The organism is Myxococcus sp. NMCA1 (genome assembly GCF_026810205.1).
In the GTDB taxonomy this organism is placed as follows: domain Bacteria; phylum Myxococcota; class Myxococcia; order Myxococcales; family Myxococcaceae; genus Myxococcus; species Myxococcus xanthus_A.
The window spans coordinates 823,588-847,125 of sequence record NZ_CP113950.1 but is presented as its reverse complement, the minus strand read 5'-3'; the positions used below and the strand labels follow the sequence as shown (position 1 = coordinate 847,125).

The following is a 23,538-nucleotide window of genomic DNA, read 5'->3' as shown; positions in this document are numbered from 1 at the left end:
GGGACGGTGCCCGCGATTCCACACCTTCCGAGCTACCCCCCCACTCAGGAGGGCCGCATGAGCGCGTCCATCGATTACAGTTACGCTGAAAGACTACGACTCGAACTGGCAGAACCCCTCTTCAACCCCCTCTTGAAGAAGTGGGTGGGCAAGGGCGAGCTCGATTACGAGGTCTACCTCAAGACACCCACGCTGCTGTCGCTGCAGGCGCCGGACGGCGAGCGCGTCGCCCACGACGAGCTGATGTTCCAGGTGGTGCACCAGGCGCAGGAGCTCTGGCTGAAGCTGGCCTCGCGCGAGGCGGTGGAAGTCGTGGCCGAGCTGGACCGGGACGCGCTGTGGGCTGCCTCGTCGCGGCTGGAGCGCATCTGCCGGGTGCTCCAGGCAGTGAAGCAGGAGCTGGCCATCCTGGAGACGATGACGCCGGACACCTACCAGGTCATCCGGCGCAGCCTGGGCAACGGCAGCGGCCAGGAGTCCCCCGGCTACAACATGCTGCGGCGGGTGGCGCAGGGTCTGGAAGGCGCCCTGGACCGACTGCTCGCGCGGCGCGGGCTGGCGCTGGCGTCCGTGTACACCGCGGGTGGCCCGGACGACTTGAAGCGAATCTGCGAGCAGCTGGTGGACATGGACGAGGCCTTCCAGGGCTGGCTCCATGCCCACTTCCAGCTGGTGCGCCGCACCATCGGCGTGGACCGCTCCGTGAAGGCGCTGGATGGGCTGCCCACGCAGGTGCTCGCGGGGCGGATGACGCTGCCGCTGTTCCGCCAGCTCTGGGACGTGCGGCTGGAGCTGACGTCCGGGTGGCAACGCGAGGGCGGCATCGCCCCGGGCGCCAACCGGGCCCCTCCAGGCGGCGGCTGCCCCATGGCGCACGCGGCTAGGATGCAGGCGGAACAGCCATGAAGGGGGAGGCCACGGCCCTGGCCACCACCCCTCGCGCACTGCTCCACCTGCTGTACAACGGCGCCCGCGCCGTGGACGTGTTGAGGACCTCCCTGGACCTGGGGCTGCTGGACGCCCTGGAGCCGGGCCCCGTCACCCTGGGAGAACTGGCGGCGCGGCACCGGCTGGTGCCCGTGCGGCTCTACAAGCTGCTCGACTGCCTGGAGAGCCTGGGGCTGGTGCGGCGCGAGCAGCCCACCGACGCCCTGGAGTCCGCGCGCTACCAGGCCATCCCCGGCCTGCGCGCGGCCGCCCAGGCCGTGCTGGGCCCGCAGTCCCTGGAGAAGGACCGGGAGCGCTACGCCTGGCACGAGCTGCACGGGCAACTGCCCCAGGTGCTGCGCGGTGAGCGCTCCATGCCCCCCGCCGCCTTCGACTGGCCTCCGCGCACCGCCGAGCAGGTGGCGGGCTTCGAGGCCAGCATGGCCGCGGGCCTGCCCCCCATCCTGGAGACGTTCCGCGCCCACCGCGACCGGCTCTGGGAGCGCGGCGGCCATGTGCTCGACGTGGGCGGTGGTGACGGCACGCTGGCCGCCCACCTGGCGAGCGAGCACCCGGGCCTTCACGTGGACGTGTTCAACCTGCCCGCCACCGAGCCACTGGTGGCGCACACGCGCGAGCGCTTCGGCCTCTCCCCCGAGCGCCTGGGCTTCCAGGGCGGAGACTTCCTCCGGGAACCGCTGCCCGGCGGCTACGACACGCTCTGCTTCGTGCGGGTGCTGCATGACTGGCCCGCGGACACGGCGCGCGCGCTGCTCATGGCCGCGCGCGACGCGCTCCCACCCGGTGGCCGCGTCCTCATCTGCGAGGAGTTCCGCACCCCGGAGCGGCTGGCGGCCCAGTTCTTCTGGTCCTACTTCCTCATGGGCGTGGACACCTGCGTGAGCCGCCTGCGCGAGGTGGAGCACTACCTGCGCGTGCTGGACGAGACGGGTTTCAAGGACGTCGAAGTCCTGCCCGGCCCCTTCGAGCTCATCCTGGCCCACCGGTAAAAACGACAGGACCCCACAGGTGGGTCCACCTGTTTGTCCCCCAAGTGTCACCGGCCCCACCGCACCGCGCCAGGGAGCGCTGGTAGAATGGGCTCACCCCGTGTCCGGTGAAACCCTGGCACGGCTTCTGCAATCTTCCAGTCCGTAGCGCGTGTAGCACGGCAGCGACGCAGTCCGACAAAGAGGAGGGACTCCGCATGAAGAAGCAGGGTTCACGCAGGTCGGATGAAGGCTCGGAGAAGGCGGTCCGCGGGCTGGTGACACAGCCGCAAGGCACGGGAGGCTGGACGCCGCCCGCCGCGGACGGAGAGGTCCGCATCCCCGTGGAGGAAGGGGTGGAGTTGAGGGGCCTGCTCCAGGTGCCTCCGGGCGCCACTGGCGTGGTGGTGATGGTCCGGGGCCACGGCAGCAGCCGCCGCGGAGCCACGGACCTGGAAGTCGCCCGGCTGCTGCAGAACGAGGGGCTGGCCACCCTGGCGGTGGACCTGCTGACGGCGGCGGAAGAGGAGGCCTGCCGCGAGCGGGACCTGCGCTTCAACCTGGGCCTCTTCGGCGGACGCCTGGCGGGCGTGGCGCGCTGGCTGCGGCGCGCGCCTCGCACCAGCGCCCTGCGCATCGGCTACTTCGGGGCGTACACGGGCGCGGCCGCGGCCCTGGCCGCCGCGGCGATGCGGCCGGAGGCGGTGGACGCGGTGGTGTGCCGGGGCGGACGCCTGGCGCAGCCGGGGGCGACGCTGGCCCGGGTGCGCGCGCCCACCATGCTCATTGTCGGCGCGGAGGACACGTCCGCGCAGGAGCCCCACCGCCGCACCTACGCCGCGATGACGACGGAGAAGCGCCTGGAGGTCATCCCCGGCGCCACGCACCGCTTCGAGGAACCCGGCACGCTGACGCAGATGGTGGACCTGGCGTGCATCTGGTTCCTCCAGCACCTGGGCGCGCCGCGCTGGGATTCCCTGCCCGCGCCGCGCGCCGCCGGGAGCTGAAGCACCGGCTTTCCACATAGCGGGCCAGGGCAGCCAGCAACGCTGCCCTGGCCCCCAGCGGACGCCCTGGCGTGGGGGGAGAAGACGCGAGCGCGCCTGACGCCCGGGCACCTCGACGGTGCCACCAGTCGTGGCGCGCTCCCAGTGCCCAGCGGTCTGACGCGCAAGCCCTCCGGACTCAGAGGCTTGCCGGGCGCTGCACACCCAACTGGCACCCGAGGACCGCCAGCTGCGTGCGGTTCTCCGAACCCACCTTCTTGTAGATGGCGGTGATGTGCGCCTTCACCGTGCGCTCGGTGATGCCCAGGCATGCGGCGATCCGCAGGTTGTCCGCGCCCGCGGCGATGTAGCCCAGCACCTCGCGCTCGCGCGGCGTCAGCCGGCCCAGCTCACCTTGCGGCGACGCTTCCGGCTGGGGCCACGCCAGCCCCGCGGGCAGCAGCCGCTCGCCACGCACCACCCGCTCCACTGCCTCCACCACCTCCGCGCAGCCCACGTTCTGCTTCCACAGGTAGCCGGCCGCGCCCGCCTGGAGGCATTGCTCCACCACCTCCGCCTCGCGGTGGCCCGACAGCACCAGCGGCTTCACCGCCGGGAAGAAGTCATGCAGACACTGGAGCGCCGACACCCCGCTGGTGGACGCGTCCCACCCCGGCTGCTCCAGGCGCAGGTCCACCAGCGCGACGTGGGGCAGCGTCTCGCGCACGCGCGCGAAGAACGGCGCGGGCTCCCCGAAGCCCGCCACCACGTCCATGCCCGCGCCTTCCAGCACAGCCACCAGGGCCTCCCGGAAGACCTGCTGGTCCTCCAGGATGGCCACCCGGATGCGTTCCGATTCCATGGCCCTTCCACCCTCCCCGTTCGTCCCCTGCGATTCAACCCCTCTAAGGGGATTCCCTCATGTGGGGGGCGACAGGGAATGACGTCTGGAGGATACTTCCCCCGTCAGGAAGCACCCGCAGTGCCATCCGCACGCTGAAGGGGGAAGCCATGCCGGAGACGAAGATTCGCGTCCTCATCGTGGACGATGACCAGGACCAGCTCTCCCTCGCGGAGCGCACGCTCTCCGCCTTTGGCTTCGACGTCCGCACCCACCGCTCCTCCCTGGGCGTGTCCAACCTGGTGCGCACCACCCAGCCGGACCTGGTGCTGCTGGACGTGAACATCCCCGCGCTCAGCGGCGACAAGGTGCTCACGCTCGCGCGCGGTCAGGCGCCCAAGGGCACCAAGTTCATCCTCTACTCCGCGTCGGACGAATCCCAGCTGCGCGCCCTGGCGCGCTCCTCGGGCGCGGACGGCTACATCTGCAAGAGCGTGCAGGGCGAGGAGCTGGCCCAGCGGCTGGAGGCGCTCCACCTCAAGCCCGCAGCCTCGGAAGCCGTGCCGGCCACGCGTTAGCGCGGCGCCGGCCTCACGCGGGCAGGTCCGTCACTTCCAGGAAGACAGCGCGGAAGTCCCCCCGCGCGCCGATGAGCCTCAGGTTCTGCGCCAGCCCACCGGTGGAGCGGAAGAACATCATCGCCTCCGGTGGCGGCCTGATTTTCAGGAAGCGCGGCGCGTTGCGAGAGAAGTGGTGGCGCATGTCGCGGTTGATTTCGCAGACCGCGTAGTCGTAGTCCGGCAGGCGCATGGGCCGCCCGGCGATGCGCAGCACCTCGGCGATGAGGGCCTCGGCCTCCTCGTCCGGAAGCTCCACGGTGAAGCCCACCTCCCGGCTCAGGCTCAGGATGTCCAACGGCTCCGTGCGCATCGTCTGCCGGAGCATGCGCTGGTTGACGTCCACGAAGCGCGTGGAGAATCGCTTGATGGAGCCGAAGTCCAGCAGGCCCAGCCGCCCATCCGGCATCACCATGAAGTTGCCCGGGTGCGGGTCCGCGTGGATTTCGCCCGCGCCGAAGAAGGGCCCGTAGGTGGCGAGGATGAGCTGGCGCGCCACGCGGAAGCGCTCCTCGTTGGAGGGATTCGTCGGCAGCCAGTCCTTGAGGGTGAGCCCCTCCAGCAGCTCCAGCGTCAGCACCCGCTTCGCGCTGTGGCTGGAGATGACGGCGGGCACACACAGCTCCGGCAGCTTCGCCACGCTGCGCGCGAAGCCCTCGGCCAGCTCGGCCTCGCGGAGGTAGTCCAACTCCAGCAGCATCTCGTCGCGGAACTCCTGGAAGTAGGCGCCGGCATCGGACACGCGCAGCACCGTCGACGCCGTCTTCGCCACGATGCCCAGGTTCGCCATGTCGTGGGCCAGGGACACGTCGATGCCGGGGTATTGCACCTTCACCGCCACCGCCCGGCCGTCCTCCAGCACCGCGCGGTGCACCTGCCCCAGCGACGCGGCCGCCAACGGCTCCTCGCTGAACTCGCGGAAGAGCGACTCCGGCGGCGCGCCCAGCTCCGCCTGGACCACGCGCGACACCTGCGCGTAGGACATGGAGGGCGCCTGGTTCTGCAGCCGCGCCAGCACCTGCCGCACCTCGGGGGTGAGCAGGTCCGGGTCCATGGAGATGGCCTGCCCCATCTTCATGGCGGCCCCCTTCAGCTCGCCCAGGGTGGAGACCAGCTTCTCCGCGGCCTCCTTGCTGAGCAGGTCGGGCGTGCTCCCGGACAGGCGCTTCGCGCCGCTCTTGAGTACATCCGCGCCCACCTGCACGGAGAGGCCCGCCAGCTTGCGCAGGCGGTTGAAGCGGCCCTGGGGAGGAAGCTTGTCGTCGGGGTCGGAGGCCATGGGAGCTGAAGTGGATTAACGAGGAGGGCCCCGCCAGACGCAAGGCATGACGCCCCGCCGAGACAGCCAGGCCGCCCTACCTGGAGGCGGGCGCGGCCCCCGGCGGCCCCCGGCGCGTGTACCAGCTGGGAAGCCGCTCCAGCTCCAGGGCCTCTGGATGCGCCACGCCGCCGTCGAGCGCCACCGACGCCTGCAAGGCCGCGCGCAGCTCGGCTGCACTGGCATAACGGTCCACCGGGCGGCGCGCCATGGCCTTGAGCAGCACGCGTGACAGCGCCGACGGGATGCCCGCCGGCAGCGGTGGCACCTCCCGAGCGTGGCCAGGATGCGGCTCCTCCGCCGCGTGCCCGCGCGAGGACAGCCGGCCCGAGACGAGCAACGCACCCAGCACGCCCACGGCGAAGAGGTCCGCGGCCACCGGCAGGTCGGCGGCGCTGTCGGAGGGAGGGAGCAACCCGGCGATGCCGAAGTCCAGCAGCTTCACGTGCTGGCGGCCATTCGCGTCGGGGATGAGGAAGATGCTGGTGGGATTGAGACTGCCGTGGGCGATGCCGTGCGCATGCGCGGCGCCCAGCGCGTCACACACCTGGGTGAGCAGGTCCACCACCAGCGCGGACGCCAGCGGCCCCTTCGCGAAGGCGGTCAGGCTCTGTCCCTCCAGGTACTCCCTGACGAGGTAGGGACGCCCATCGCGCATGCCCAGGTCGTAGAGCGAGACGATGTGCGCGTGCTGGATGAGCGTCAGCGTGCGCGCCGCCTGAAGGAACCGAGCGACCTGCGCCGGGTCCTGCGTCACGTGCGTGTGAAGCACCTGGATGGCCACGCGCTTCTGGATGAGCGCGTGCTCCGCGAGCAGCACGATGCCCAGGCTCCCCCGGCCCAGCTCGCGCAGCAGCCGGAAGTGCCCCACCTGCTGTCCCACCAGCGAGGCCGCCGAGGACGGAAGCGGGGCCTCCCTCGCGGGCGGCACCATGAAGGCTGGCGGACACTCCAAGGGTGCACGACGCGCGCGCGCCCGGGCCGGACATTCGCAGGTCCCCCCGTGCTCGGGCACACAGCCACACGTGGACCGGAAGGTCTGGGTGAACACGGGAATGGAGGTGGTGACATCCAACCGGGACATGATGCCAACATCCTTCGCGCGACAGGCGCCCCGCTCTGGCCAGCAGCCAGTGGGCCCACGCACGAGCCAGCGCGAAATGGGTTTCGGAAGATGTGACAGTGCCCGTTCGGAACGCGCGTCCTGGCGCTCCGATGTCCCCCTCCTTGAGCTGAAACCCTAACGCCGTCACGGCGCGTTTCGCGACGCACTTCGGAACGTGCGTCGAACGCGCAACGACCGCTCTGTTGGGCGGAGCACGCACGCCTCGCGGGAGTTCCATGGCGGACGTCGCGCCACCGTCTGGAGCCTCGGCAAGTGTGCTGCGCTCAACGCGCGTCCGCGCCCGTGAGCCGAGCGCGGCGGACCTCCCCGCCCAGCTGCGGACGGGGAGGTGCGTTCATCCACGTCAGCCGATGACGGGATCGCAGGTGTTGTCCTCGCCGCACATCAGCCCCAAGCAGCAGGCGGCGGACTCACCACAGGCCGCGCCAATGGGCCCGCACACCGGAGCGCCCGCGTCCGGCTCCTCGCCGCCCGTGCCCGCATCCGGCTCCTCGCCGCCCGTGCCCGCGTCCGGCTCCTCGCCACCGCCGGCATCCGGCTCCTCGCCGCCCGTGCCCGCGTCACCGTCGCAGGGGCCCCGTGTGTCTCCATGCCGCTCATGCGCCGGCCAGGCCGACGTGGACACCGAGATGGTGTGCGCGTTGGCGGGGTTGCCCGGGGGAATGTGGCAGATGGTGACCTTGCCCGGCGTGGCGTCATCGTCCCCGGGGTACGTCGGCTCGTCGCCGAAGACAGGGCCTCCTTCGCCGGCCTTGCCGCCCAGCCCGCCGCTCTGAGGGGTCTGCGTGTCCGGGGACTCACCGCCCGACGGTGAACCGCCACAACCGCCCGCGAGCAGTGAGCACAGGGCCATCACCACCGCGGACGAGAAAACAGGATTGAGGCTTCGCATCGGTATGCTCCAGGTTCGGGTGTGCGAGTGCTGCCACCCACGCCGGGCCTCCTCCACGACGACCTCAACCACCACCTTGCACATGTCGACACCAGTCCGCGGGCAGGGGCGCGGCATCTGGAGTCACAAGCGCGGTTCGTCCAGGACTCGGCCCCCCGCGGATACAGCCACCACGGAGAATAGACTCGCCCACGGCCCCACCGGCCACGCGTTTGCGCACGCCCTCACTGTGTCGACAGCACGACTGAAAACGTCCTGTCTCAGCTCACGCTTTCAGCGCTGTATCGCGCGATGAGTCCGGTGCGCACGGCCTGCCGGTGTACCCGCGTGAAGAAGGCGCACGCGAGCAGGATTTCCACCACGGCGAGGCCAGCCCCCCACAGCAGCGTGGACACCTGGAACGCGCCCCCCGCCGCGAGCGTGCGCATGCCCTCGAACACGTACGAGGGTGGTAGCAGATGGGACACCGCCTGCATCCACGCGGGCAGCGTGGACAGCGGGTAGAAGACGCCGGCGAAGGGCGACAGCAGCGCGGGGATGGGCCAGACGAACCACTCCGACGCCGGGCCCAGGCGCAGCACCAGCGCGCAGCCGAAGATGCCCAGCGCGATGCCGAACAGGAACAGCACCAGCAGGAAGGGCACGAAGAGCACGCCGTACGCGGCGAAGGACAGGCCGAAGACGGTGCTGGCCAGCACCAGCATCACCAACAAGCCCAGCGTGCTGGTGGCGATGCTGGAGAGCACCAGCCCGCCCAGGTATTCGGAGATGGTGAGCGGGGACGCGAACATGTTGAGGAAGTTGCGCGACCACACGTCCTCGAAGAACACCATCGTCACGCCCTGCATGACGCGGATGAAGAAGTCCCACAGCAGGACGGCGCCCAGCAGCACCGGGACGAAGTTGTATTCCTGAGAGGTGACGGTGTTGAGGTAGCGGCTCATGAAGCCCCACAGCACCATGTCGATGGCCACCCATGCGAAGAGTGGCAGGAAGCGCGCGAGGCTCCCTCGCAGGAGGTAGTAGTGGCGAAGCGCGACGGCGGCGGCCCGGTGCAGGTGCATGGTCAGCTCCGCTCCAGCGCGAGCGGCTCGCGCGCCACGGTGATGAAGAGCTCTTCCAGCGAGGCCTGGCCGTGCTCGCCGGGCAGCGTCCGCGGGTTGCCTTCCAGGAGCACCCGGCCGCGTGCCAGGAACAACACCCGGTCGCAGACCTCCTCCACCTCGTACATGTTGTGGGACGTCCACAGCACGCCGCCGGTGTCCCGCGAGGCGAACTCGCGAATCCGGGCGCGGATGTCGCGGGCCGTCGCGGGGTCCAGCGACGCGGTGGGCTCATCCAGGAGCAGCAGGTGCGGACGGTTGAGCATCGCCTTCGCCAACGCCACGCGGGTCTGCTCTCCGGAGGACAGCACGCCGCACTTCACGTCGCGGTACTTCACCAGGTCGAACTGCTCCAGCAACTCCGCGATGCGAGCCCCCAGGGACTTCACCCCGTAGATGAGGCCGAAGACGCGCAGGTTCTGGTACACGGAGAGGTTGCCCGGCAGCGGCGAGTAGACGGCGGCGAAGTTCGTCAGCGCCAGCGCGGCGGAGCGCTGCGCCGCCAGGTCCAGGTCCTGGATGTGGATGGTGCCAGACGTGGGCTGCAGCACGCCGAGCACCATGTTGATGGTGGTCGTCTTCCCCGCGCCGTTGGGGCCCAGCAGCCCGACAATCTCTCCGCGTCCCACCTCGAAGGAGACACCCTCCACCGCGGCCTTGCCACCGTACTCCTTCCGCAGCTTCGCCACCGACAACACCTTGGGCACATCCGCCCTTCCCACGGTCACCATGGCGCGCATTGTGCCGTGGACCGGGGCAGACGCACGGTGAAGATGGAACCCAGCCCGGGCCGGCTCTCCACTTCGATGCGGCCGCCCATGGCGTCCACGATTTGCCGGCTGATGTAGAGCCCCAGTCCCAGGCCGCCATAGTGCCGGTCGGACACCGCGCGCTCGAAGCGGCCGAACAGGCGCGGCAGGTCCTCCGCGGCGATGCCGATACCCTCGTCACGCACCGACACCCGCACCATCTCCTCGCCCTCGAGGGCCGCCTCCACCAGGACGGGCCGGCCCGCGCCGTACTTGGCCGCGTTGGTGAGCAGGTTCACCAGCACCTGGTCCAGCCGCAGCGAATCCCACTTCCCCGGCAGCGGGCCCGGCACCTCCACCCGCACCGGACAGCCCGCCTGGGTGAACACCTCCTCCATGCGGTCCACCGCGTCGCGCACCGCCTGGCCCAGGTCCACGTCGGACGGCTCCAGCATCAGCCGCCCCAGCGAAATCCGGCTGACGTCCAGCAGGCTGTCCACCAGCGCGCTCAGCCGCTGCACCTGCCGCACGGCCGTGGCCAGCCGGGGCCGCACCTTGTCCCCGACGTCCCCGATGGCGGCGCGGTCGATGAGGCCGTGCTGGAGCTTCAGGCTGGTGAGCGGCGTCTTCAGCTCATGGCTGGCCACGGAGAGGAACTCGTCGCGCAGACGCACCGCGGCCTGCGCGTCCCGGTACAGCGACGCGTTCTCCAGCGCCACCGCCACGCGCCGCGCCAGCTCCTCCGCCATGGCCACGTCGGCGGTGACCAACCGGCGGCAGGGGGCCGCGGTGCCCAGCGTGATGACGCCCAGCGTGCGTCCCCGCATGCGCACCGCCACCGCGAGCAGCGAGTGCGGATTGAGCGCCTCCAGGAACGCGCGGTGCTCGGGCCCCTGGCACATGCGCTCGAGCAGCTCCGGCCCCACCTCGGGCAAAAAGCGCGTCTCCCCCGACAGGAAGCACTCGCGCGCCGGATTCAGCGTGCCCTCCACCCATGAAGGGGACAGCGAGGCCAGCACCGACGCGTCCCGCTCCGGCTCCCGGTGGGACGCGGCCACGCCGCGCAGCACGCCGTCCGCCCCCATCAACTCCACCAGGCAGTACGTGGCCACGTTTCGCGCGGCCACTCGCGCCAGGTGCTCCAGCGTCCACTCCACGTCGTCCAGGTGCTCGGCCAGCGCGCGGCTCGCCTCCAGCAGGAAGAAGAGCCGCTCCTCGGCCTCCTTGCCCGCCTCCAGCGCCAGGTGCAGCTTGCCGCCGCGCTCACGCAGCGCCTCGTACAGCGCCGCGCGCTCCAGCGCCTGCGCGCACTGCTGCGCCAGCGAGGACAGGAAGCCGCGCTCCTCCGCGAGGAACACCTGCGGCCCGTCCCACGCGAACAGCAGGAAGCCCCGGATGCGGTGCTCCACTTTCAAGGGCAGCACCGCCCAGGCCCCGGTCCCCATCCCCTGGACGAGGTCCCGCGCCCACTCGGGCACGGCGCGCGGCACCGCCGCGTGGGTGGAGAACCACTGCGGCTCCAGCTGCTCCAGCGCCCGGTCCACCCCGGGCACCTGGTCCGCCCACAGCCCTCGCAGGGCATCCAGCACCGCCGGCGCGTAGCCGAAGGAGCCCAGCACGTGCAGCCGGCCATCCTCCAGCATGCCGAGCACCGCGCCGCGCGCCGGGCCCGCGGGCCGCAGCTCCTCGCGCATCAGCGCTTCGGCCACGTCCTCGGCGGTGGCCGCGCGGGACAGGGCCGCGGTGATGGCCTGGAGGCGCTCGGTGCGCTGCTGCGCGCCGCGCGCCTCCGCGTACAGCAGCGCGTTGTCCAGGGACAGGCTGGCGCGCCGGGCCAGCTCCAATGCCAGCTCCAGGTCGGACGCGCCGGGCACGCCGTCCGAGTCGCCCCGGACCAGCGACAGCGCGCCCAGCACGCGGCCTCGTGCCAGCAGCGGCACGATGAGGCCCGCCCGGATGCCCAGGCGCCGCGCCACCTCCAGCTGCGCCTCCGTGAGCACCACACCCGGCAGCATCGCGTCCAGGACCTCGGGAAGGAGGGCGGCCTTGCCGGTGCGCAGCACCTCCGGGATGCCGCCCTTGGCCGTCAGGTCCAGGGGTTGGAGGCGCGCCAGCTCGTGCACCAGCGGCACCTGCTCCGCCAGGCGGTGCGCCGCGGCCACCCGCTCCACCCGTCCGTCCGCCGTGAGCACGTCCACCGCGCACCAGTCCGCCAGCAGCGGCACGGCCAGCTCCGCCAGCCGCTGGAGCACCGTGCCCGAATCCAGGGACGACGACAGCAGCTCGCCCGCGCTGGCCAGGAACGCGAGGCGCTCCTCCGCGTCGTCACTGCCGCGCAAGCGGACGGCCTTCCCGGCCCCACCCACCTGGGACTCCAGCCCTCGCGGCGGACACACCGCGTCCGGCTCCGTGGAGACGGACCGCTCGGGTTCGCGCTCGTCCACGGACGCGGGCCGCGAGGATGAAGAAGGGCGGCGCGACATGGGGTGCCGGAGATAATGACGCCCCTCCACCTGCGACAACGGTGCTCGGACGCAGGTACGAGACAACTGTCAGCCAGATGACCTGCCAGACAACGGCGCGGCCCTACCCGGAGCCGTGGCGGTTCGCGCGGTTCTTGTCCCAGATGGCGTAGAGGATGAGCAGGAAGGCGAAGAGCCGCGCCACGTAGATGTAGTGACGCCGCTCGTCATCCGCGTCCAGCAGCGCCGCCACCACCGAGTTGCCCGCCAGCATCGTGAAGGCCAGCGCGAAGAAGGCGAAGAGCCGGTCCTTCGACTGGACCCAGAAGCGCAGGAAGAACAGCGCGCTCGCCAGCCACGCCATCGCCACCGCACCGTTGAGCATGGGCTTGAGCATCATGGCACCTCAGGACGCATCCCAGATGAGGCCATAGAGCAGGACAGAGGCACTGGACAACGTGGCGATGAGGCGCGGCATGTACAGGTCGATGGTGGCGGGCAGCAGCACCAGGTCCACGAAGAGGAGCACGTTGCTGACCGCCATGCCCACGAAGCACAGCCCACTCCACAAAAGCAGCCGCATGCCCGTGCGCTTGTAGGCGCGGAGCAGCAGCACCGCACACGCCACGCTCGTCAACGCACACAGGATGTAGACTGCTTCAGCCATCGCCGTCCTTGTCCTTCTTCAGGATGAATGCCTCGGCAAAGCCTCGCACCTTGTCCAGCGGCCGCGAGAAGATGAAGGAGATGACGCTGACGCGCTTCGCGCCGTACACCGCCGCCAGCTCCGTCACCGCCTGCACATCCTCCGACGACTCAGGACTGTAGCGATACGACGGAGGTGAGGCACCATCACTCACCAACATGCGTCGGTTCGTCAGGTCCTCCAGCCTGGAGGTGGCGGAAGCATCTGTAATGCGCAGTTCCAGACTCACCGCCGATGCCGTCCACTCCCTGTCCGCGCGCGCACGAAGCAGGAGGAGCACCTCCAACTTCTCCAGGGAGTCGATGTGCGTCGAGATGAAGCGCTGGACCCGCTGTGGGATTCCGGCGTCACTCACACGTCCACCTTGCCCATGTTATTTTGTGCGTCAACCATTTCTCGACCGGCGATGTTCAGCGCGCGGGCCGAGGAGGATTGCCCGCCTGGCTGCTCTCCTCCGCTGGCAAGGAGCCCTCCTCGCGTTCCTGTCCGGGGCTCGCGGTGCTCAAGCCCGGCAGGTTCCGCAGCACCTCGATGAGCCGGGTGAGCGGGCCTGTGTCCTCCCCCTGTGCCTCCAGTGTAGCGATGTGCTCCGTCAGCGGCAGGGGGAGCCAGTCGTGGCGAGCGGCGGCTCGGAGCGCCGTCACGTCCAAGAGGCCCAGCACCATTGTCTCCGGGCGTCCGTGCATGCGAGGCAGCCGCTCACTGGAAGCGAGCACCGAACCGCGCTGGCCGCCCACGTTCCACTCCACGGGAGACGCCTGGAACACCTCGCCGCGCGCGGCACGCATCAGCGGCAGCGCGTCGTCCTCGAGCAGCCGTCCATCCGCGCCGAGGAAGCGTGCGTCCGCATGCAGCGCGCGCGCCTCGCGATAGGCCAGACAGCCCCCCGCCAGCCCCTGCGCCGCCCGGTTGGCCAGCAGGGTGTGGCCGCTCCCCGGCTCCACCAGCGCCAGCGGCATGGGGAGCGCGGCGATCACCGCCTCCAGCCAGCGCTGCTGGTTCCGGTTGGTTTCTGAACGAAGCCGCTCGGCCTCCACGCGCCGCTGCGCCTCCAACAACTCCCGCGCGTGCTCGCGCTGCTGGGCATCGCGCAGCGCCTCCGCCTGCCGCCGCACCAGCTCCGTCTTTCGGTACAGCTCCACGAAGACGCTCACCTTGGAGCGCAGGATGGCCGGCTCGAAGGGCTTGAGCAGGTAGTCCACCGCGCCCATGGCATAGCCGCGCAGCTCCGGATGTGGCCCCCGCGACAGCCCGGTGAGAAAGATGAGGGGCGTGCCGCGGCTGCGCTCCCGCTCGCGGATGAGCTGGGCCGTCTCGAAGCCGTCCATGTCCGGCATGACGACGTCCAGGAGGATGACGGCGAAGTCCTGAGTCAGCAGGTGACGCAGCGCCTCACGGCCGCTGCTCGCGGTGACCAGCCGCTGCCCCAGGGGCGCCAGGGTCGCCTCCAGCGCCAGCAGGTTCTCCGGCTGGTCATCCACCAGCAGCAGGCAGACGGGCTCCGCCGGAATCGCCGGCAGGCGCTCGCGCGTGGGCGCGCCGCTCAAGGCAGCACCTTGGAACGCGGCACATAGGCCAGCCGCGCGAGCCACCCTCCCACGGAACCCACCGTCAATTGCTCCATCTCTCCCTCCTCACCCTCTCCGCCCGTCTGGAGCGCGCTCACCACGGCCACCCGGGCGCCTCTCGCCTGGAGCACCTGCAAGCCCGCCCCCCCATCCTCGTGCCCCGCGAAGAGCAGCCCCGCGGCCCTGGGGCCATGGCTGTCCGCCGCGGATTCGAAGAGCGCGTCCAGGCCGGGCCGCTGCCCATGCTCAGGCGGCTCCACGGACAGGGACACGCAGCCCCGGTCCACCAACAGGTGGTAGCCCGCAGGCGCCAGGTACACGGCGCCGGGCAGCAGCGGATCCTTGTCGTCCGGCTCCACCACCGGCATCGCGCAGCGGCGTCCCAGCGGCGCGGCCAGCGCATCCAGTGGGCCCCGGTGTAGCGCCAACACCACCGGCACGGGCAGGTGCGGCGGCAGCAGCGCCAGCACCGACTCCACGTCCGCCGCCGCGCAGCGTGGCGCCCCCACCACCAGCAAGCCCAAGGGATTCATGCCACCCTCCTGAAGATGCGACCGCGGTCCTCCAGCATCTCGTAGGCCCCCGCGTGCGGCGTGCGCGCCAGCGACTCCTTGCGCCCCAGGCACAGGAAGCCGAAGCGCGCGAGGCTCTCGAAGAGACGGCCGTGGATGTGGTCGTGCAGTGCGCGGTTGAAGGTCAGCAGCGTGTCCCGGCACACGATGACGTGGAACTCGTTGAACGAGCCATCCGTGGCCAGGTTGTGCTGGGTGAAGAAGATGCCGTCGCGCAGCCGGGGCTGGAGCAGCGCCCAGTTGCCGTCGCGCGTGTAGTAGTCGGAGAGCGCGCCCTTCCCGCCCGTCTCCAGGTAGCGCTGCGCGTCCTCCTTCGTGGGCAGCGGCAGCACGCCGGTGCGCGCGTCCGCCAACAGCCCTTCACTCGCGTCGGACGCATACAGCCGGCACTTGCCCCACAGCCCTTCCTCCTGGAGGAGGATGGCCAGCGAGTACGTGTCCTCGCCGGTGCCACAGCCCGCGTGCCACACCCGCACGGAGGGCCAGGTGCGAAGCACGGGCACCACCCGGGTGCGGAAGTCGCGGAAGAAGGCGGCCTCCGCGAACAGGGCGGGCGGTGTACAGGACAGCGTGCGCAGCAGCGCGTCCAGCGCCTCGGCGTCGTGCAGCACGCGGGCCTGGAGCGCGGAGAAGCTGTCCAGCCGCTCCTCGCGGAGGTGGTGCCGCAGCCGCCGCAAAAGCTGCGGCCGGGAGCGGCTGCGCAGGTCGAAGCCCCATTTCCGGGCCACGCCCTCCAGCAGCAGGTCCACCTCCAGCGCCTCCAGCTCCGCGCCGCGCGCGCCGGGCCCCGTCATCCGGAGACCTCCGTGCGCAGGCCGCGCGGCGGCATGCCCCGCGGCGCGTGCAGCCACACGCGCAGCAGGCTGAGCAGCTTCTCGATGTCCACCGGCTTGGTGATGTAGTCGGACGCGCCCGCCTCCAGGCACTTCTCCCGGTCACCCTTCATGGCCTTGGCGGTGAGGGCCAGAATCGGAAGGTGGACGAAGCGCTCCATGCGGCGGATGGCGCGCATGGCCTGGTAGCCGTCCATCTCCGGCATCATCACGTCCATCAGCACCAGCTCGATGTCGGCGTCCTTCTCCAGCTGGCCCAGGCCCTCTCGCGCGCTCTCCGCGAAAGCCACCTTCATGCCGTAGCGCTCCAGCACGGTGTTGAGGGCGAAGATGTTGCGCACATCGTCGTCCACCACCAGCACCTTGCGGTTCACCAGCAAGGGGTCCTTCTCGCGCGCCTTCTCCAGCATGCGGCGCTTGGGCTCGGTCAGCTCCGAGGGCGAACGGTGGAGGAACAGGCTCGTCTCCTCCAGCAGCCGCTCCGGGCTCTGCGCGTCCTTCACCACGATGGCCTCGGCCACCCGCCGCAGCTCCGTCTCCTGGGCGCGCGTCAGCTCGCGGCCCGTGTAGACGATGAGCGGCGGCCCGCCCGCGCCATGCGCCTCATGGATGCGGCGGATGAGCTCCGTGCCGGGCATGTCCGGCAGGCCCAGGTCCAACACCATGCAGTCGAAGCGGCGCTCGGCCAGCGCGGCCAGGGCCTCCGCCGCGGTGCCCACCGCCACCGTCTGCACGTCTTCACTGCCCAAGAGCTCCGTCAGCGTCTGGCGGTGGACGGGGTCGTCCTCCACCACGAGCAGCCCGCGGCCCTTGCGCTCCACGAAGCGCTTGAGGGACTCCAGCGCGGCCACCGCCGCCTCCGGGTCCGCCGCCGCGCGCAGGTGGCCAATGGCCCCCAGGTTGAGCGAGCGCTCGCGGTGGTCCTCCTCCGACACCGTGTACACCGGCAGCGCCCGGGTGGCCGCGTCGTGCTTCAGCCGGTCCAGCACCACCCAGCCCGCCATCTCCGGCAGGTCCAGGTCCACCGCGACGGCCGCTGGCCGCATGTTGCGGACGGCGTCCAGCGCGCCCTCCACCTCGGTGGACACCAGCACCTTGAAGCCCGTGCCCTGCGCCGCGGCACGAAGGCGCGCGGCATGGTCCGCCAGGTGCGTCACGGCCAGCAGCACCTTGTCTCCGGGCTGGATGGAGCCCCGGTCATCATCGATGTCCATCCGGCTCAGCGAAGACACCGACGACTCGATGGCTGGCTCCGCGATGGGCGCGGGGAGCACCGTGGTGGCCAGCGGATGGTAGTCCCAGCGAGAAGGCTCCTGCGGCGGGCGCTCCGCCATGAAGGCCAGCGGCAGGTAGAGCGTGAAGGCGCTGCCCTTGCCCACGTCGCTCTCCAGCCGGATTTCGCCGCCGAGCAACCGCGCGATTTCGCGGCTGATGGACAAGCCCAGGCCGGTGCCGCCGTACTTGCGGGCGGTGGAGCCGTCCGCCTGCTGGAAGGCCTCGAAGATGATTTGGTGCTTGTCCTTCGGGATGCCGATGCCCGTGTCCACCACGGTGAACGCCACCACCGAGGGCGCGGAGGACAGCATGGCGTGGTCCGGAGACCAGCCGTCCTTCGCCAGGCCCATCTGCAGCGACACCGAGCCGGACTCGGTGAACTTGAACGCGTTGGACAGCAGGTTCTTGAGCACCTGCTGCAGCCGCTTGGCATCCGTCTCCAACTCGCCGGGCAGCGAGTCCGCCAGGCGGATGCGGAACTCCAGCCCCTTCTTGTCCGCCACCTGCCGGAAGGTGCGGTCCACGAACTCGCGCAGGTCGCCGAAGCGCAGCGGCCCCACGTCCACGGCCATGGTGCCGGATTCGATCTTCGACAGGTCGAGGATGTCGTTGATGAGCTCCAGCAGGTCCGCGCCAGACGCGTGAATCGTCTTGGCGAACTCCACCTGCCGCGACGTGAGGTTGCCGTCCACGTTGTCGCTGAGCGTCTGGCTGAGGATGAGCAGTGAGTTGAGCGGCGTGCGCAGCTCGTGGCTCATGTTGGCGAGGAACTCGGACTTGTACTTGGACGTGAGACTGAGCTGTTCGGCCTTCTCCTCCAGGGCGAGCTTGGCCTGCTCCACCTCGCCATTCTTCCGCTCCACCTCCGTCTTCTGCTCGGAGAGCAGCTTCGCCTTCTCCTGGAGCTCCTCGTTGGTGCTGCGCAGCTCCTCCTGCTGCCGCTTGAGCAGCTCCTCCGACTGCTGGAGCGAGGTGGCCTGCTGCTCCAGGCGCTTGTTCGTCTCCGTCAGCTCCTCCTGCTGCTTGCGGAGCTCGTCCGTCAGCGCCTGCGACTGCTTCAGCAGCGCCTCGGTGCGCATGTTGGCGGCAATCGTGTTGAGCACGATGCCGATGGACTCCGTGAGCTGCTCCAGGAAGCCCATGTGGACCTCGCTGAAGGTGTGGAAGGAGGCCAGCTCGATGACGGCTTTGACTTCCCCTTCGAAGAGCACCGGCAGCACCACGATGTTGCGTGGCACCTCCTCGCCCAATCCGGACGCGATGCGGATGTAGCTGTCCGGCACATCCGACAGGAGGATGGGCTCCTTCTCCAGGGCGCACTGGCCCACCAGGCCCTCGCCGTACTTGAAGGTGTTGGCCAGCCCCTTGCGCTGACGGTACGCGTAGGACGCCAGCAGCTTGAGCATCTGGTCGCCGCCGTCCGCGCGCTCGGAGATGTAGAAGACGCCGTGCTGGGCATCCACCAGCGGCGCCAGCTCCGACAGGATGACCTTGGACACCGTGAGCAAATCCCGCTGCCCCTGGAGGACGCGGGTGAACTTGGCCAGGTTCGTCTTGAGCCAGTCCTGCTCCGTGTTCTTCCGCGTGGTGTCCTTCAGGTTGCGGATCATCTCGTTGATGTTGTCCTTCAGGGCGGCCACTTCGCCCTGCGCGGACACGGTGATGAACCGCGTGAGGTCACCCTTCGTCACGGCGGTGGCCACCTCGGCGATGGCGCGCACCTGCGTGGTGAGGTTGGCAGCCAGCTGGTTCACGTTGTCCGTGAGGTCACGCCAGATGCCCGCCGTACCGGGCACACGGGCCTGACCGCCCAGCTTTCCTTCGATGCCCACCTCGCGGGCCACCGTCGTCACCTGGTCGGCGAACACCGCCAGGGTGTCAATCATGCCGTTGATGGTGTCCGCCAGCTCCGCGATTTCACCCTTCGCGTCCACCACCAGCTTGCGCTTCAGGTCACCGTTGGCCACCGACGTCACGACCTTGGCGATGCCGCGCACCTGCGTGGTGAGGTTGGAGGCCATGGAGTTCACGTTGTCCGTGAGGTCCTTCCACGTGCCGGCCACGCCCTTCACTTCGGCTTGTCCGCCCAGCTTGCCTTCGGTCCCCACTTCACGCGCCACGCGCGTCACTTCCGACGCGAACGAGTTGAGCTGGTCCACCATCGTGTTGATGGTGTTCTTCAGCTCCAGGATTTCGCCTTGCACGTCGACGGTGATTTTCTTCGACAGGTCACCCTTGGCGACGGCCGTCGTCACCTCGGCGATGTTGCGCACCTGCGACGTCAGGTTCGACGCCATGGAGTTCACGTTGTCCGTGAGGTCCTTCCACGTGCCGGCCACGCCCTTCACCACGGCCTGACCGCCCAGCTTGCCCTCGGTGCCGACTTCGCGCGCCACACGCGTCACTTCCGAGGCGAACGAGTTGAGCTGGTCCACCATCGTGTTGATGGTGTTCTTCAGCTCCAGGATTTCGCCGCGCACGTCCACGGTGATCTTCTTGGAGAGGTCACCGTTGGCGACGGCCGTCGTCACTTCGGCGATGTTGCGCACCTGCGACGTCAGGTTCGACGCCATCGAGTTCACGTTGTCGGTGAGGTCCTTCCACGTTCCACCGACTCCACGCACGATGGCCTGACCGCCCAGCTTGCCTTCGGTCCCCACTTCGCGGGCCACGCGCGTCACTTCCGAGGCGAAGGACGAGAGCTGGTCCACCATCGTGTTGATGGTGTTCTTCAGCTCCAGAATCTCCCCGCGCACGTCGACGGTGATTTTCTTGGAGAGGTCACCGCGCGCCACCGCCATCGTCACCTCGGCGATGTTGCGCACCTGGGACGTGAGGTTGGACGCCATGGAGTTCACGTTGTCGGTGAGGTCCTTCCACGTTCCACCGACGCCGCGCACGATGGCCTGACCACCGAGCTTTCCTTCCGTACCGACTTCCTTCGCGACGCGCGTCACTTCCGAGGCGAAGGACGACAGCTGGTCCACCATCGTGTTGATGGTGTTCTTCAGCTCCAACACCTCGCCCTTGGCATCGACCGTGATTTTCTTCGACAGGTCGCCCTTGGCGACGGCGGTGGTCACCTCGGCGATGTTGCGCACCTGCGACGTCAGGTTCGACGCCATGGAGTTCACGTTGTCCGTGAGGTCCTTCCACGTTCCACCGACACCGCGCACGACGGCCTGACCGCCCAGCTTGCCTTCGGTCCCCACTTCACGCGCCACACGCGTCACTTCCGACGCGAACGAGTTGAGCTGGTCCACCATCGTGTTGATGGTGTTCTTCAGCTCCAGGATTTCGCCTTGCACGTCGACGGTGATCTTCTTCGACAGGTCGCCGTTCGCGACGGCCGTCGTCACCTCCGCGATGTTGCGTACCTGCGACGTCAGGTTCGACGCCATGGAGTTCACGTTGTCCGTGAGGTCCTTCCACACGCCGGCCACGCCCTTCACGTCGGCCTGACCACCCAGCTTTCCGTCGGTGCCGACTTCACGCGCCACACGCGTCACTTCCGACGCGAACGAGTTGAGCTGGTCCACCATCGTGTTGATGGTGTTCTTCAGCTCCAGCACCTCGCCCTTGGCATCGACCGTGATTTTCTTCGACAGGTCGCCCTTGGCGACGGCCGTCGTCACCTCGGCGATGTTGCGCACCTGCGACGTCAGGTTCGACGCCATCGAGTTCACGTTGTCGGTGAGGTCCTTCCACGTGCCACCGACGCCCTTCACCACGGCCTGACCGCCCAGCTTGCCTTCCGTCCCCACTTCACGCGCCACGCGCGTCACTTCCGAGGCGAAGGACGACAGCTGGTCCACCATCGTGTTGATGGTGTTCTTCAGTTCCAGGATTTCACCGCGCACATCCACGGTGATCTTCTTGGAGAGGTCACCGTTGGCCACGGCGGTGGTGACTTCGGCGATGTTGCGCACTTGGGACGTCAGGTTCGACGCCATGGAGTTCACGTTGTCCGTGAGGTCCTTCCACGTGCCGGCCACGCCCTTCACTTCGGCTTGTCCGCCCAGCTTGCCTTCGGTGCCGACTTCACGCGCCACACGCGTCACTTCCGACGCGAACGAGTTGAGCTGGTCCACCATCGTGTTGATGGTGTTCTTCAGCTCCAGCACCTCGCCCTTGGCATCAACCGTGATTTTCTTCGACAGGTCACCCTTGGCCACAGCGGTGGTGACTTCGGCGATGTTGCGCACCTGCGACGTCAGGTTCGACGCCATCGAGTTCACGTTGTCCGTGAGGTCCTTCCACGTGCCACCGACGCCCTTCACCACGGCCTGACCGCCCAGCTTGCCTTCGGTCCCCACTTCACGCGCCACACGCGTCACTTCCGAGGCGAAGGACGACAGCTGATCCACCATCGTGTTGATGGTGTTCTTCAGCTCCAGAATCTCGCCGCGCACGTCGACCGTGATTTTCTTCGACAGGTCGCCCTTGGCCACGGCGGTGGTCACCTCGGCGATGCTGCGCACCTGCGCGGTGAGGTTGGAGGCCATGGAGTTCACGTTGTCCGTGAGGTCCTTCCACGTGCCGGCCACGCCCTTCACCTTGGCCTGACCGCCCAGCTTTCCGTCGGTGCCCACCTCGCGGGCCACGCGCGTCACCTCGGAAGCGAAGGCGCCAAGCTGCTCAACCATCCCGTTCACCAGCCGGGCGGTGCGGAGGAACTCGCCCCGGAGGGGACGGCCATCCACTTCCAGGGCCATGGTCTGCGACAGGTCACCCTTGGCCACCGCGCCGATGACGCGGCCCATCTCCGTCGTCGGCTGCACCAGGTCGGCCACCAGCGTATTCACCGACTCGACGCAGTCACCCCACGAGCCCAGCGCGCCCACCACGTTGCCACGCTGGGTGATGCGGCCTTCCTTGCCCACCACGTTGCCGATGCGCTCGAACTCACGGGCCATGCGCTCGCTGAGCTCGATGATTTCGTTCAGCGTGTCCGCCACCTTGCCGGCGCTGCCCACCTTGTCCACCGGCATGCGCACGGAGAAGTCGCCCTTGCGGACAGCGGTGAGGACACGCAGCAACTGACGCGAATCGAGCGATTGCGAATCATCCTCCCGGATTCGCGGCGGAGGTGGAGCCGCGACGGGTGCGCGGCGGGAGGAAACCTTCTTCGTGGCCATATGAGTTCCTGGTCGGTCCCGGAACGGCGAAGCACGGGCTGCCGTCCTGCGGGAATCTCGCAGCTGGAGCGTGTTTTCTCGCGCTTTCGCACACTTGAACCAGCCCCCCCGAGGCGCTCGGCTGGCCATCAGGCGACATTCCAGGAGGACTTCGTCCGGCAGCCAACACTGGCTCAAACGCGCCGCCACCCGGCGTGAAAGTCCGGTGCGCTCGCCGACAGAGCAGACAGGCTCAGTGACGGACGCGAGGCGCGGGCGCGCGGACGCGCACCTGCATCTGCTCGTCTCCGGCCACGACGCTGCTGAGCACTTCGCGCTGCTCCGGTGACAGCCGGGCCACGGCGCGCAATGACGCCACCAGCACCAGGGACTCCAGCGGAGACGGCACGCTGATGCCATCCGGCCCCGTCTTCAGGGGCAACGGCAGGCGCGGCGCTCGCCCCGCGGCGGTGAGCGCGTCCACGGCATACGAAGGAGACGTGTCCAGCGTGACGGCAATCGCGGGAAGGCTGGTGGCGGCGTCACCCTGGCCGCGCGCCTGCATCTCCATCAGCATCTGCAGCGCGCCCGGCTTGAAGTACAGCGCCAGTCCCGCGCGCCCGTCTCCCATGTGGAAGACACACCCCTCGAAGGTGTGGTTCATCGGCCCGGTGACGGCCACCTCGAAGGGCTGGCTGTCATCCCAATGCGTCCAGGGCCGCGCATCCCAGTACTCCGTCGACGCCTGCACGAAGAGCAGCGCCTTGTCCGAGCCAAGCCCGGACAAGCCTCGCTGTCCCCACGCCACGAAGGTAGCGATGGCCGCGCAGGAAGACAGCGCCTGCGGCGAAGGCTCCGCCACGGCGAGCCCCAGCTCCGCGCCCGCGGCGGCCAGCGCCGGCTCGCAGCGAACCTCCGCCGCGTCCACTCCTTCCAGCAGGGCCCGCAGCCCGGCCCCGTCATCCGATTCGAAGACGGGCGCGGCGGGCTCTCCGGCATCGGAGATACGCAGATACACCTGGACCTGCGTGTTGCCCTGGCTGAGTGGCACAGGGCCCAGCTTGAGCAGGTAGAACATGGGGCTCAGCCTTGCTTTCCGTCCAGGGCCTTGCGGACCTGTCGCATCAGCGCGTGGATGTCGAAGGGCTTCTGGAGGAACGGCATGCCGGGATACAGATGCCGCAGCGAGGACACGTCCACCGCGCTCATCCCCATGAGTGATACATCTTTGTAGGCCGGTTCAGCCCGGATGCGCGCGATGAGGGCCGGTCCGTCCAGGACGGGCATCATCCAGTCAGTGAGGACCAGGTCCGGCCGGAGCTCCGCCATCCGCTCCAGCGCCTCACGTCCGTGAGAGGCCGTCAGAACGCGGTAGCCCTCCTCTCGAAGGAGGTCCGCCAGGGCTTCCAGGATGCCCTGCTCGTCATCCACCACCAGGACCGTCTCCATACGGGTGG

At 69.4% G+C, this 23,538-nt stretch carries 20 protein-coding genes; 4 read left to right on the top strand and 16 right to left on the bottom strand.

Annotated features, from left to right (window positions below):
* Positions 1-57: 57 nt before the first annotated feature.
* From OZ403_RS03755 to OZ403_RS03745, 3 genes are all read left to right on the top strand, one after another.
* Entirely contained in the window at positions 58-906 is an 849-nt protein-coding gene (locus OZ403_RS03755; RefSeq protein ID WP_268783488.1) for a tryptophan 2,3-dioxygenase family protein, read from the top strand.
* Positions 903-1,937, top strand: a complete 1,035-nt coding sequence (locus tag OZ403_RS03750; RefSeq protein ID WP_268783487.1) for a methyltransferase — start codon at positions 903-905, stop codon at positions 1,935-1,937. The genes OZ403_RS03755 and OZ403_RS03750 overlap by 4 nt, the downstream gene beginning before the upstream one ends.
* Positions 1,938-2,134: 197 nt before the next feature.
* Positions 2,135-2,923 carry a dienelactone hydrolase family protein gene (locus tag OZ403_RS03745; RefSeq protein ID WP_140853005.1) on the top strand — a complete coding sequence of 263 codons (789 nt, stop codon included), beginning with the start codon at positions 2,135-2,137 and terminating at the stop codon, positions 2,921-2,923.
* A gap of 178 nt (positions 2,924-3,101) precedes the next feature.
* Here OZ403_RS03745 and OZ403_RS03740 read toward each other — a convergent pair whose 3' ends face one another.
* The gene (locus OZ403_RS03740) at positions 3,102-3,764 is read right to left on the bottom strand and encodes a response regulator transcription factor (RefSeq protein ID WP_268783486.1); all 663 of its coding nucleotides are present in this window, start codon (positions 3,762-3,764) and stop codon (positions 3,102-3,104) included.
* A 149-nt stretch (positions 3,765-3,913) separates the two neighbouring features.
* Between OZ403_RS03740 and OZ403_RS03735 the strand changes: the two genes are divergently transcribed.
* Positions 3,914-4,321, top strand: coding sequence for a response regulator (locus OZ403_RS03735; RefSeq protein WP_140853004.1), 408 nt, complete (start codon positions 3,914-3,916; stop codon positions 4,319-4,321).
* A 13-nt stretch (positions 4,322-4,334) separates the two neighbouring features.
* On the opposite strand, the gene OZ403_RS03730 is transcribed toward OZ403_RS03735, so the two are convergent.
* The 15 genes from OZ403_RS03730 to OZ403_RS03660 all read right to left on the bottom strand — a co-directional run bounded on the left by OZ403_RS03730 (position 4,335) and on the right by OZ403_RS03660 (position 23,530).
* Complete coding sequence (locus OZ403_RS03730) at positions 4,335-5,639, bottom strand: ABC1 kinase family protein (protein WP_268783485.1); 1,305 nt, start codon at positions 5,637-5,639, stop codon at positions 4,335-4,337.
* A 76-nt stretch (positions 5,640-5,715) separates the two neighbouring features.
* Positions 5,716-6,762: a serine/threonine-protein kinase gene (locus OZ403_RS03725; protein ID WP_268783484.1), complete on the bottom strand. Its 1,047-nt coding sequence runs from the start codon at positions 6,760-6,762 to the stop codon at positions 5,716-5,718.
* 385 nt (positions 6,763-7,147) lie between these two features.
* Positions 7,148-7,696 (bottom strand): hypothetical protein, encoded by a 549-nt coding sequence (locus tag OZ403_RS03720; RefSeq protein WP_268783483.1) that lies wholly within the window; start codon positions 7,694-7,696, stop codon positions 7,148-7,150.
* A 260-nt stretch (positions 7,697-7,956) separates the two neighbouring features.
* A complete protein-coding gene (locus OZ403_RS03715) occupies positions 7,957-8,760 on the bottom strand; it encodes an ABC transporter permease (protein ID WP_140787285.1) in 804 nt (267 codons plus the stop codon).
* A gap of 2 nt (positions 8,761-8,762) precedes the next feature.
* Entirely contained in the window at positions 8,763-9,539 is a 777-nt protein-coding gene (locus OZ403_RS03710) for an ABC transporter ATP-binding protein (RefSeq protein ID WP_140787283.1), read from the bottom strand.
* Complete coding sequence (locus tag OZ403_RS03705; RefSeq protein ID WP_268783482.1) at positions 9,524-12,031, bottom strand: sensor histidine kinase; 2,508 nt, start codon at positions 12,029-12,031, stop codon at positions 9,524-9,526. The genes OZ403_RS03710 and OZ403_RS03705 overlap by 16 nt, the downstream gene beginning before the upstream one ends.
* Positions 12,032-12,134: 103 nt before the next feature.
* Positions 12,135-12,410, bottom strand: a complete 276-nt coding sequence (locus OZ403_RS03700) for a DUF5985 family protein (RefSeq protein ID WP_140787279.1) — start codon at positions 12,408-12,410, stop codon at positions 12,135-12,137.
* A 6-nt stretch (positions 12,411-12,416) separates the two neighbouring features.
* Positions 12,417-12,677 carry a DUF5985 family protein gene (locus tag OZ403_RS03695; RefSeq protein ID WP_140787277.1) on the bottom strand — a complete coding sequence of 87 codons (261 nt, stop codon included), beginning with the start codon at positions 12,675-12,677 and terminating at the stop codon, positions 12,417-12,419.
* Entirely contained in the window at positions 12,670-13,071 is a 402-nt protein-coding gene (locus OZ403_RS03690; RefSeq protein ID WP_140787276.1) for a hypothetical protein, read from the bottom strand. The genes OZ403_RS03695 and OZ403_RS03690 overlap by 8 nt, the downstream gene beginning before the upstream one ends.
* A 55-nt stretch (positions 13,072-13,126) precedes the next feature.
* Positions 13,127-14,263 (bottom strand): response regulator, encoded by a 1,137-nt coding sequence (locus OZ403_RS03685; RefSeq protein WP_268783481.1) that lies wholly within the window; start codon positions 14,261-14,263, stop codon positions 13,127-13,129.
* Positions 14,260-14,817: a chemotaxis protein CheB gene (locus OZ403_RS03680; protein WP_140787271.1), complete on the bottom strand. Its 558-nt coding sequence runs from the start codon at positions 14,815-14,817 to the stop codon at positions 14,260-14,262. Before OZ403_RS03680 ends, OZ403_RS03685 begins: the two co-directional genes overlap by 4 nt.
* Positions 14,814-15,650: a CheR family methyltransferase gene (locus OZ403_RS03675; RefSeq protein WP_140787269.1), complete on the bottom strand. Its 837-nt coding sequence runs from the start codon at positions 15,648-15,650 to the stop codon at positions 14,814-14,816. The genes OZ403_RS03680 and OZ403_RS03675 overlap by 4 nt, the downstream gene beginning before the upstream one ends.
* On the bottom strand, positions 15,647-22,102 hold the full coding sequence (locus tag OZ403_RS03670; RefSeq protein ID WP_201799749.1) for a HAMP domain-containing protein: 6,456 nt from the start codon (positions 22,100-22,102) through the stop codon (positions 15,647-15,649). Before OZ403_RS03670 ends, OZ403_RS03675 begins: the two co-directional genes overlap by 4 nt.
* A 232-nt stretch (positions 22,103-22,334) precedes the next feature.
* Positions 22,335-23,159, bottom strand: coding sequence for a hypothetical protein (locus OZ403_RS03665; protein WP_140787267.1), 825 nt, complete (start codon positions 23,157-23,159; stop codon positions 22,335-22,337).
* A 5-nt stretch (positions 23,160-23,164) separates the two neighbouring features.
* Positions 23,165-23,530 (bottom strand): response regulator, encoded by a 366-nt coding sequence (locus OZ403_RS03660; protein ID WP_140787265.1) that lies wholly within the window; start codon positions 23,528-23,530, stop codon positions 23,165-23,167.
* Between the last annotated feature and the right edge of the window lie 8 nt (positions 23,531-23,538).

Coding starts and splice junctions, on each gene's coding strand:
- OZ403_RS03735 (WP_140853004.1), top strand. CDS start 3,914: ATGCCGGAGACGAAGATTCGCGTCCTCATCGTGGACGATGACCAGGAC.
- OZ403_RS03740 (WP_268783486.1), bottom strand. CDS start 3,764: ATGGAATCGGAACGCATCCGGGTGGCCATCCTGGAGGACCAGCAGGTC.
- OZ403_RS03660 (WP_140787265.1), bottom strand. CDS start 23,530: ATGGAGACGGTCCTGGTGGTGGATGACGAGCAGGGCATCCTGGAAGCC.
- OZ403_RS03680 (WP_140787271.1), bottom strand. CDS start 14,817: ATGAATCCCTTGGGCTTGCTGGTGGTGGGGGCGCCACGCTGCGCGGCG.
- OZ403_RS03705 (WP_268783482.1), bottom strand. CDS start 12,031: ATGTCGCGCCGCCCTTCTTCATCCTCGCGGCCCGCGTCCGTGGACGAG.
- OZ403_RS03665 (WP_140787267.1), bottom strand. CDS start 23,159: ATGTTCTACCTGCTCAAGCTGGGCCCTGTGCCACTCAGCCAGGGCAAC.
- OZ403_RS03755 (WP_268783488.1), top strand. CDS start 58: ATGAGCGCGTCCATCGATTACAGTTACGCTGAAAGACTACGACTCGAA.
- OZ403_RS03670 (WP_201799749.1), bottom strand. CDS start 22,102: ATGGCCACGAAGAAGGTTTCCTCCCGCCGCGCACCCGTCGCGGCTCCA.
- OZ403_RS03720 (WP_268783483.1), bottom strand. CDS start 7,696: ATGCGAAGCCTCAATCCTGTTTTCTCGTCCGCGGTGGTGATGGCCCTG.
- OZ403_RS03725 (WP_268783484.1), bottom strand. CDS start 6,762: ATGTCCCGGTTGGATGTCACCACCTCCATTCCCGTGTTCACCCAGACC.
- OZ403_RS03695 (WP_140787277.1), bottom strand. CDS start 12,677: ATGGCTGAAGCAGTCTACATCCTGTGTGCGTTGACGAGCGTGGCGTGT.
- OZ403_RS03710 (WP_140787283.1), bottom strand. CDS start 9,539: ATGCGCGCCATGGTGACCGTGGGAAGGGCGGATGTGCCCAAGGTGTTG.
- OZ403_RS03700 (WP_140787279.1), bottom strand. CDS start 12,410: ATGATGCTCAAGCCCATGCTCAACGGTGCGGTGGCGATGGCGTGGCTG.
- OZ403_RS03750 (WP_268783487.1), top strand. CDS start 903: ATGAAGGGGGAGGCCACGGCCCTGGCCACCACCCCTCGCGCACTGCTC.
- OZ403_RS03730 (WP_268783485.1), bottom strand. CDS start 5,639: ATGGCCTCCGACCCCGACGACAAGCTTCCTCCCCAGGGCCGCTTCAAC.
- OZ403_RS03745 (WP_140853005.1), top strand. CDS start 2,135: ATGAAGAAGCAGGGTTCACGCAGGTCGGATGAAGGCTCGGAGAAGGCG.
- OZ403_RS03675 (WP_140787269.1), bottom strand. CDS start 15,650: ATGACGGGGCCCGGCGCGCGCGGCGCGGAGCTGGAGGCGCTGGAGGTG.
- OZ403_RS03715 (WP_140787285.1), bottom strand. CDS start 8,760: ATGCACCTGCACCGGGCCGCCGCCGTCGCGCTTCGCCACTACTACCTC.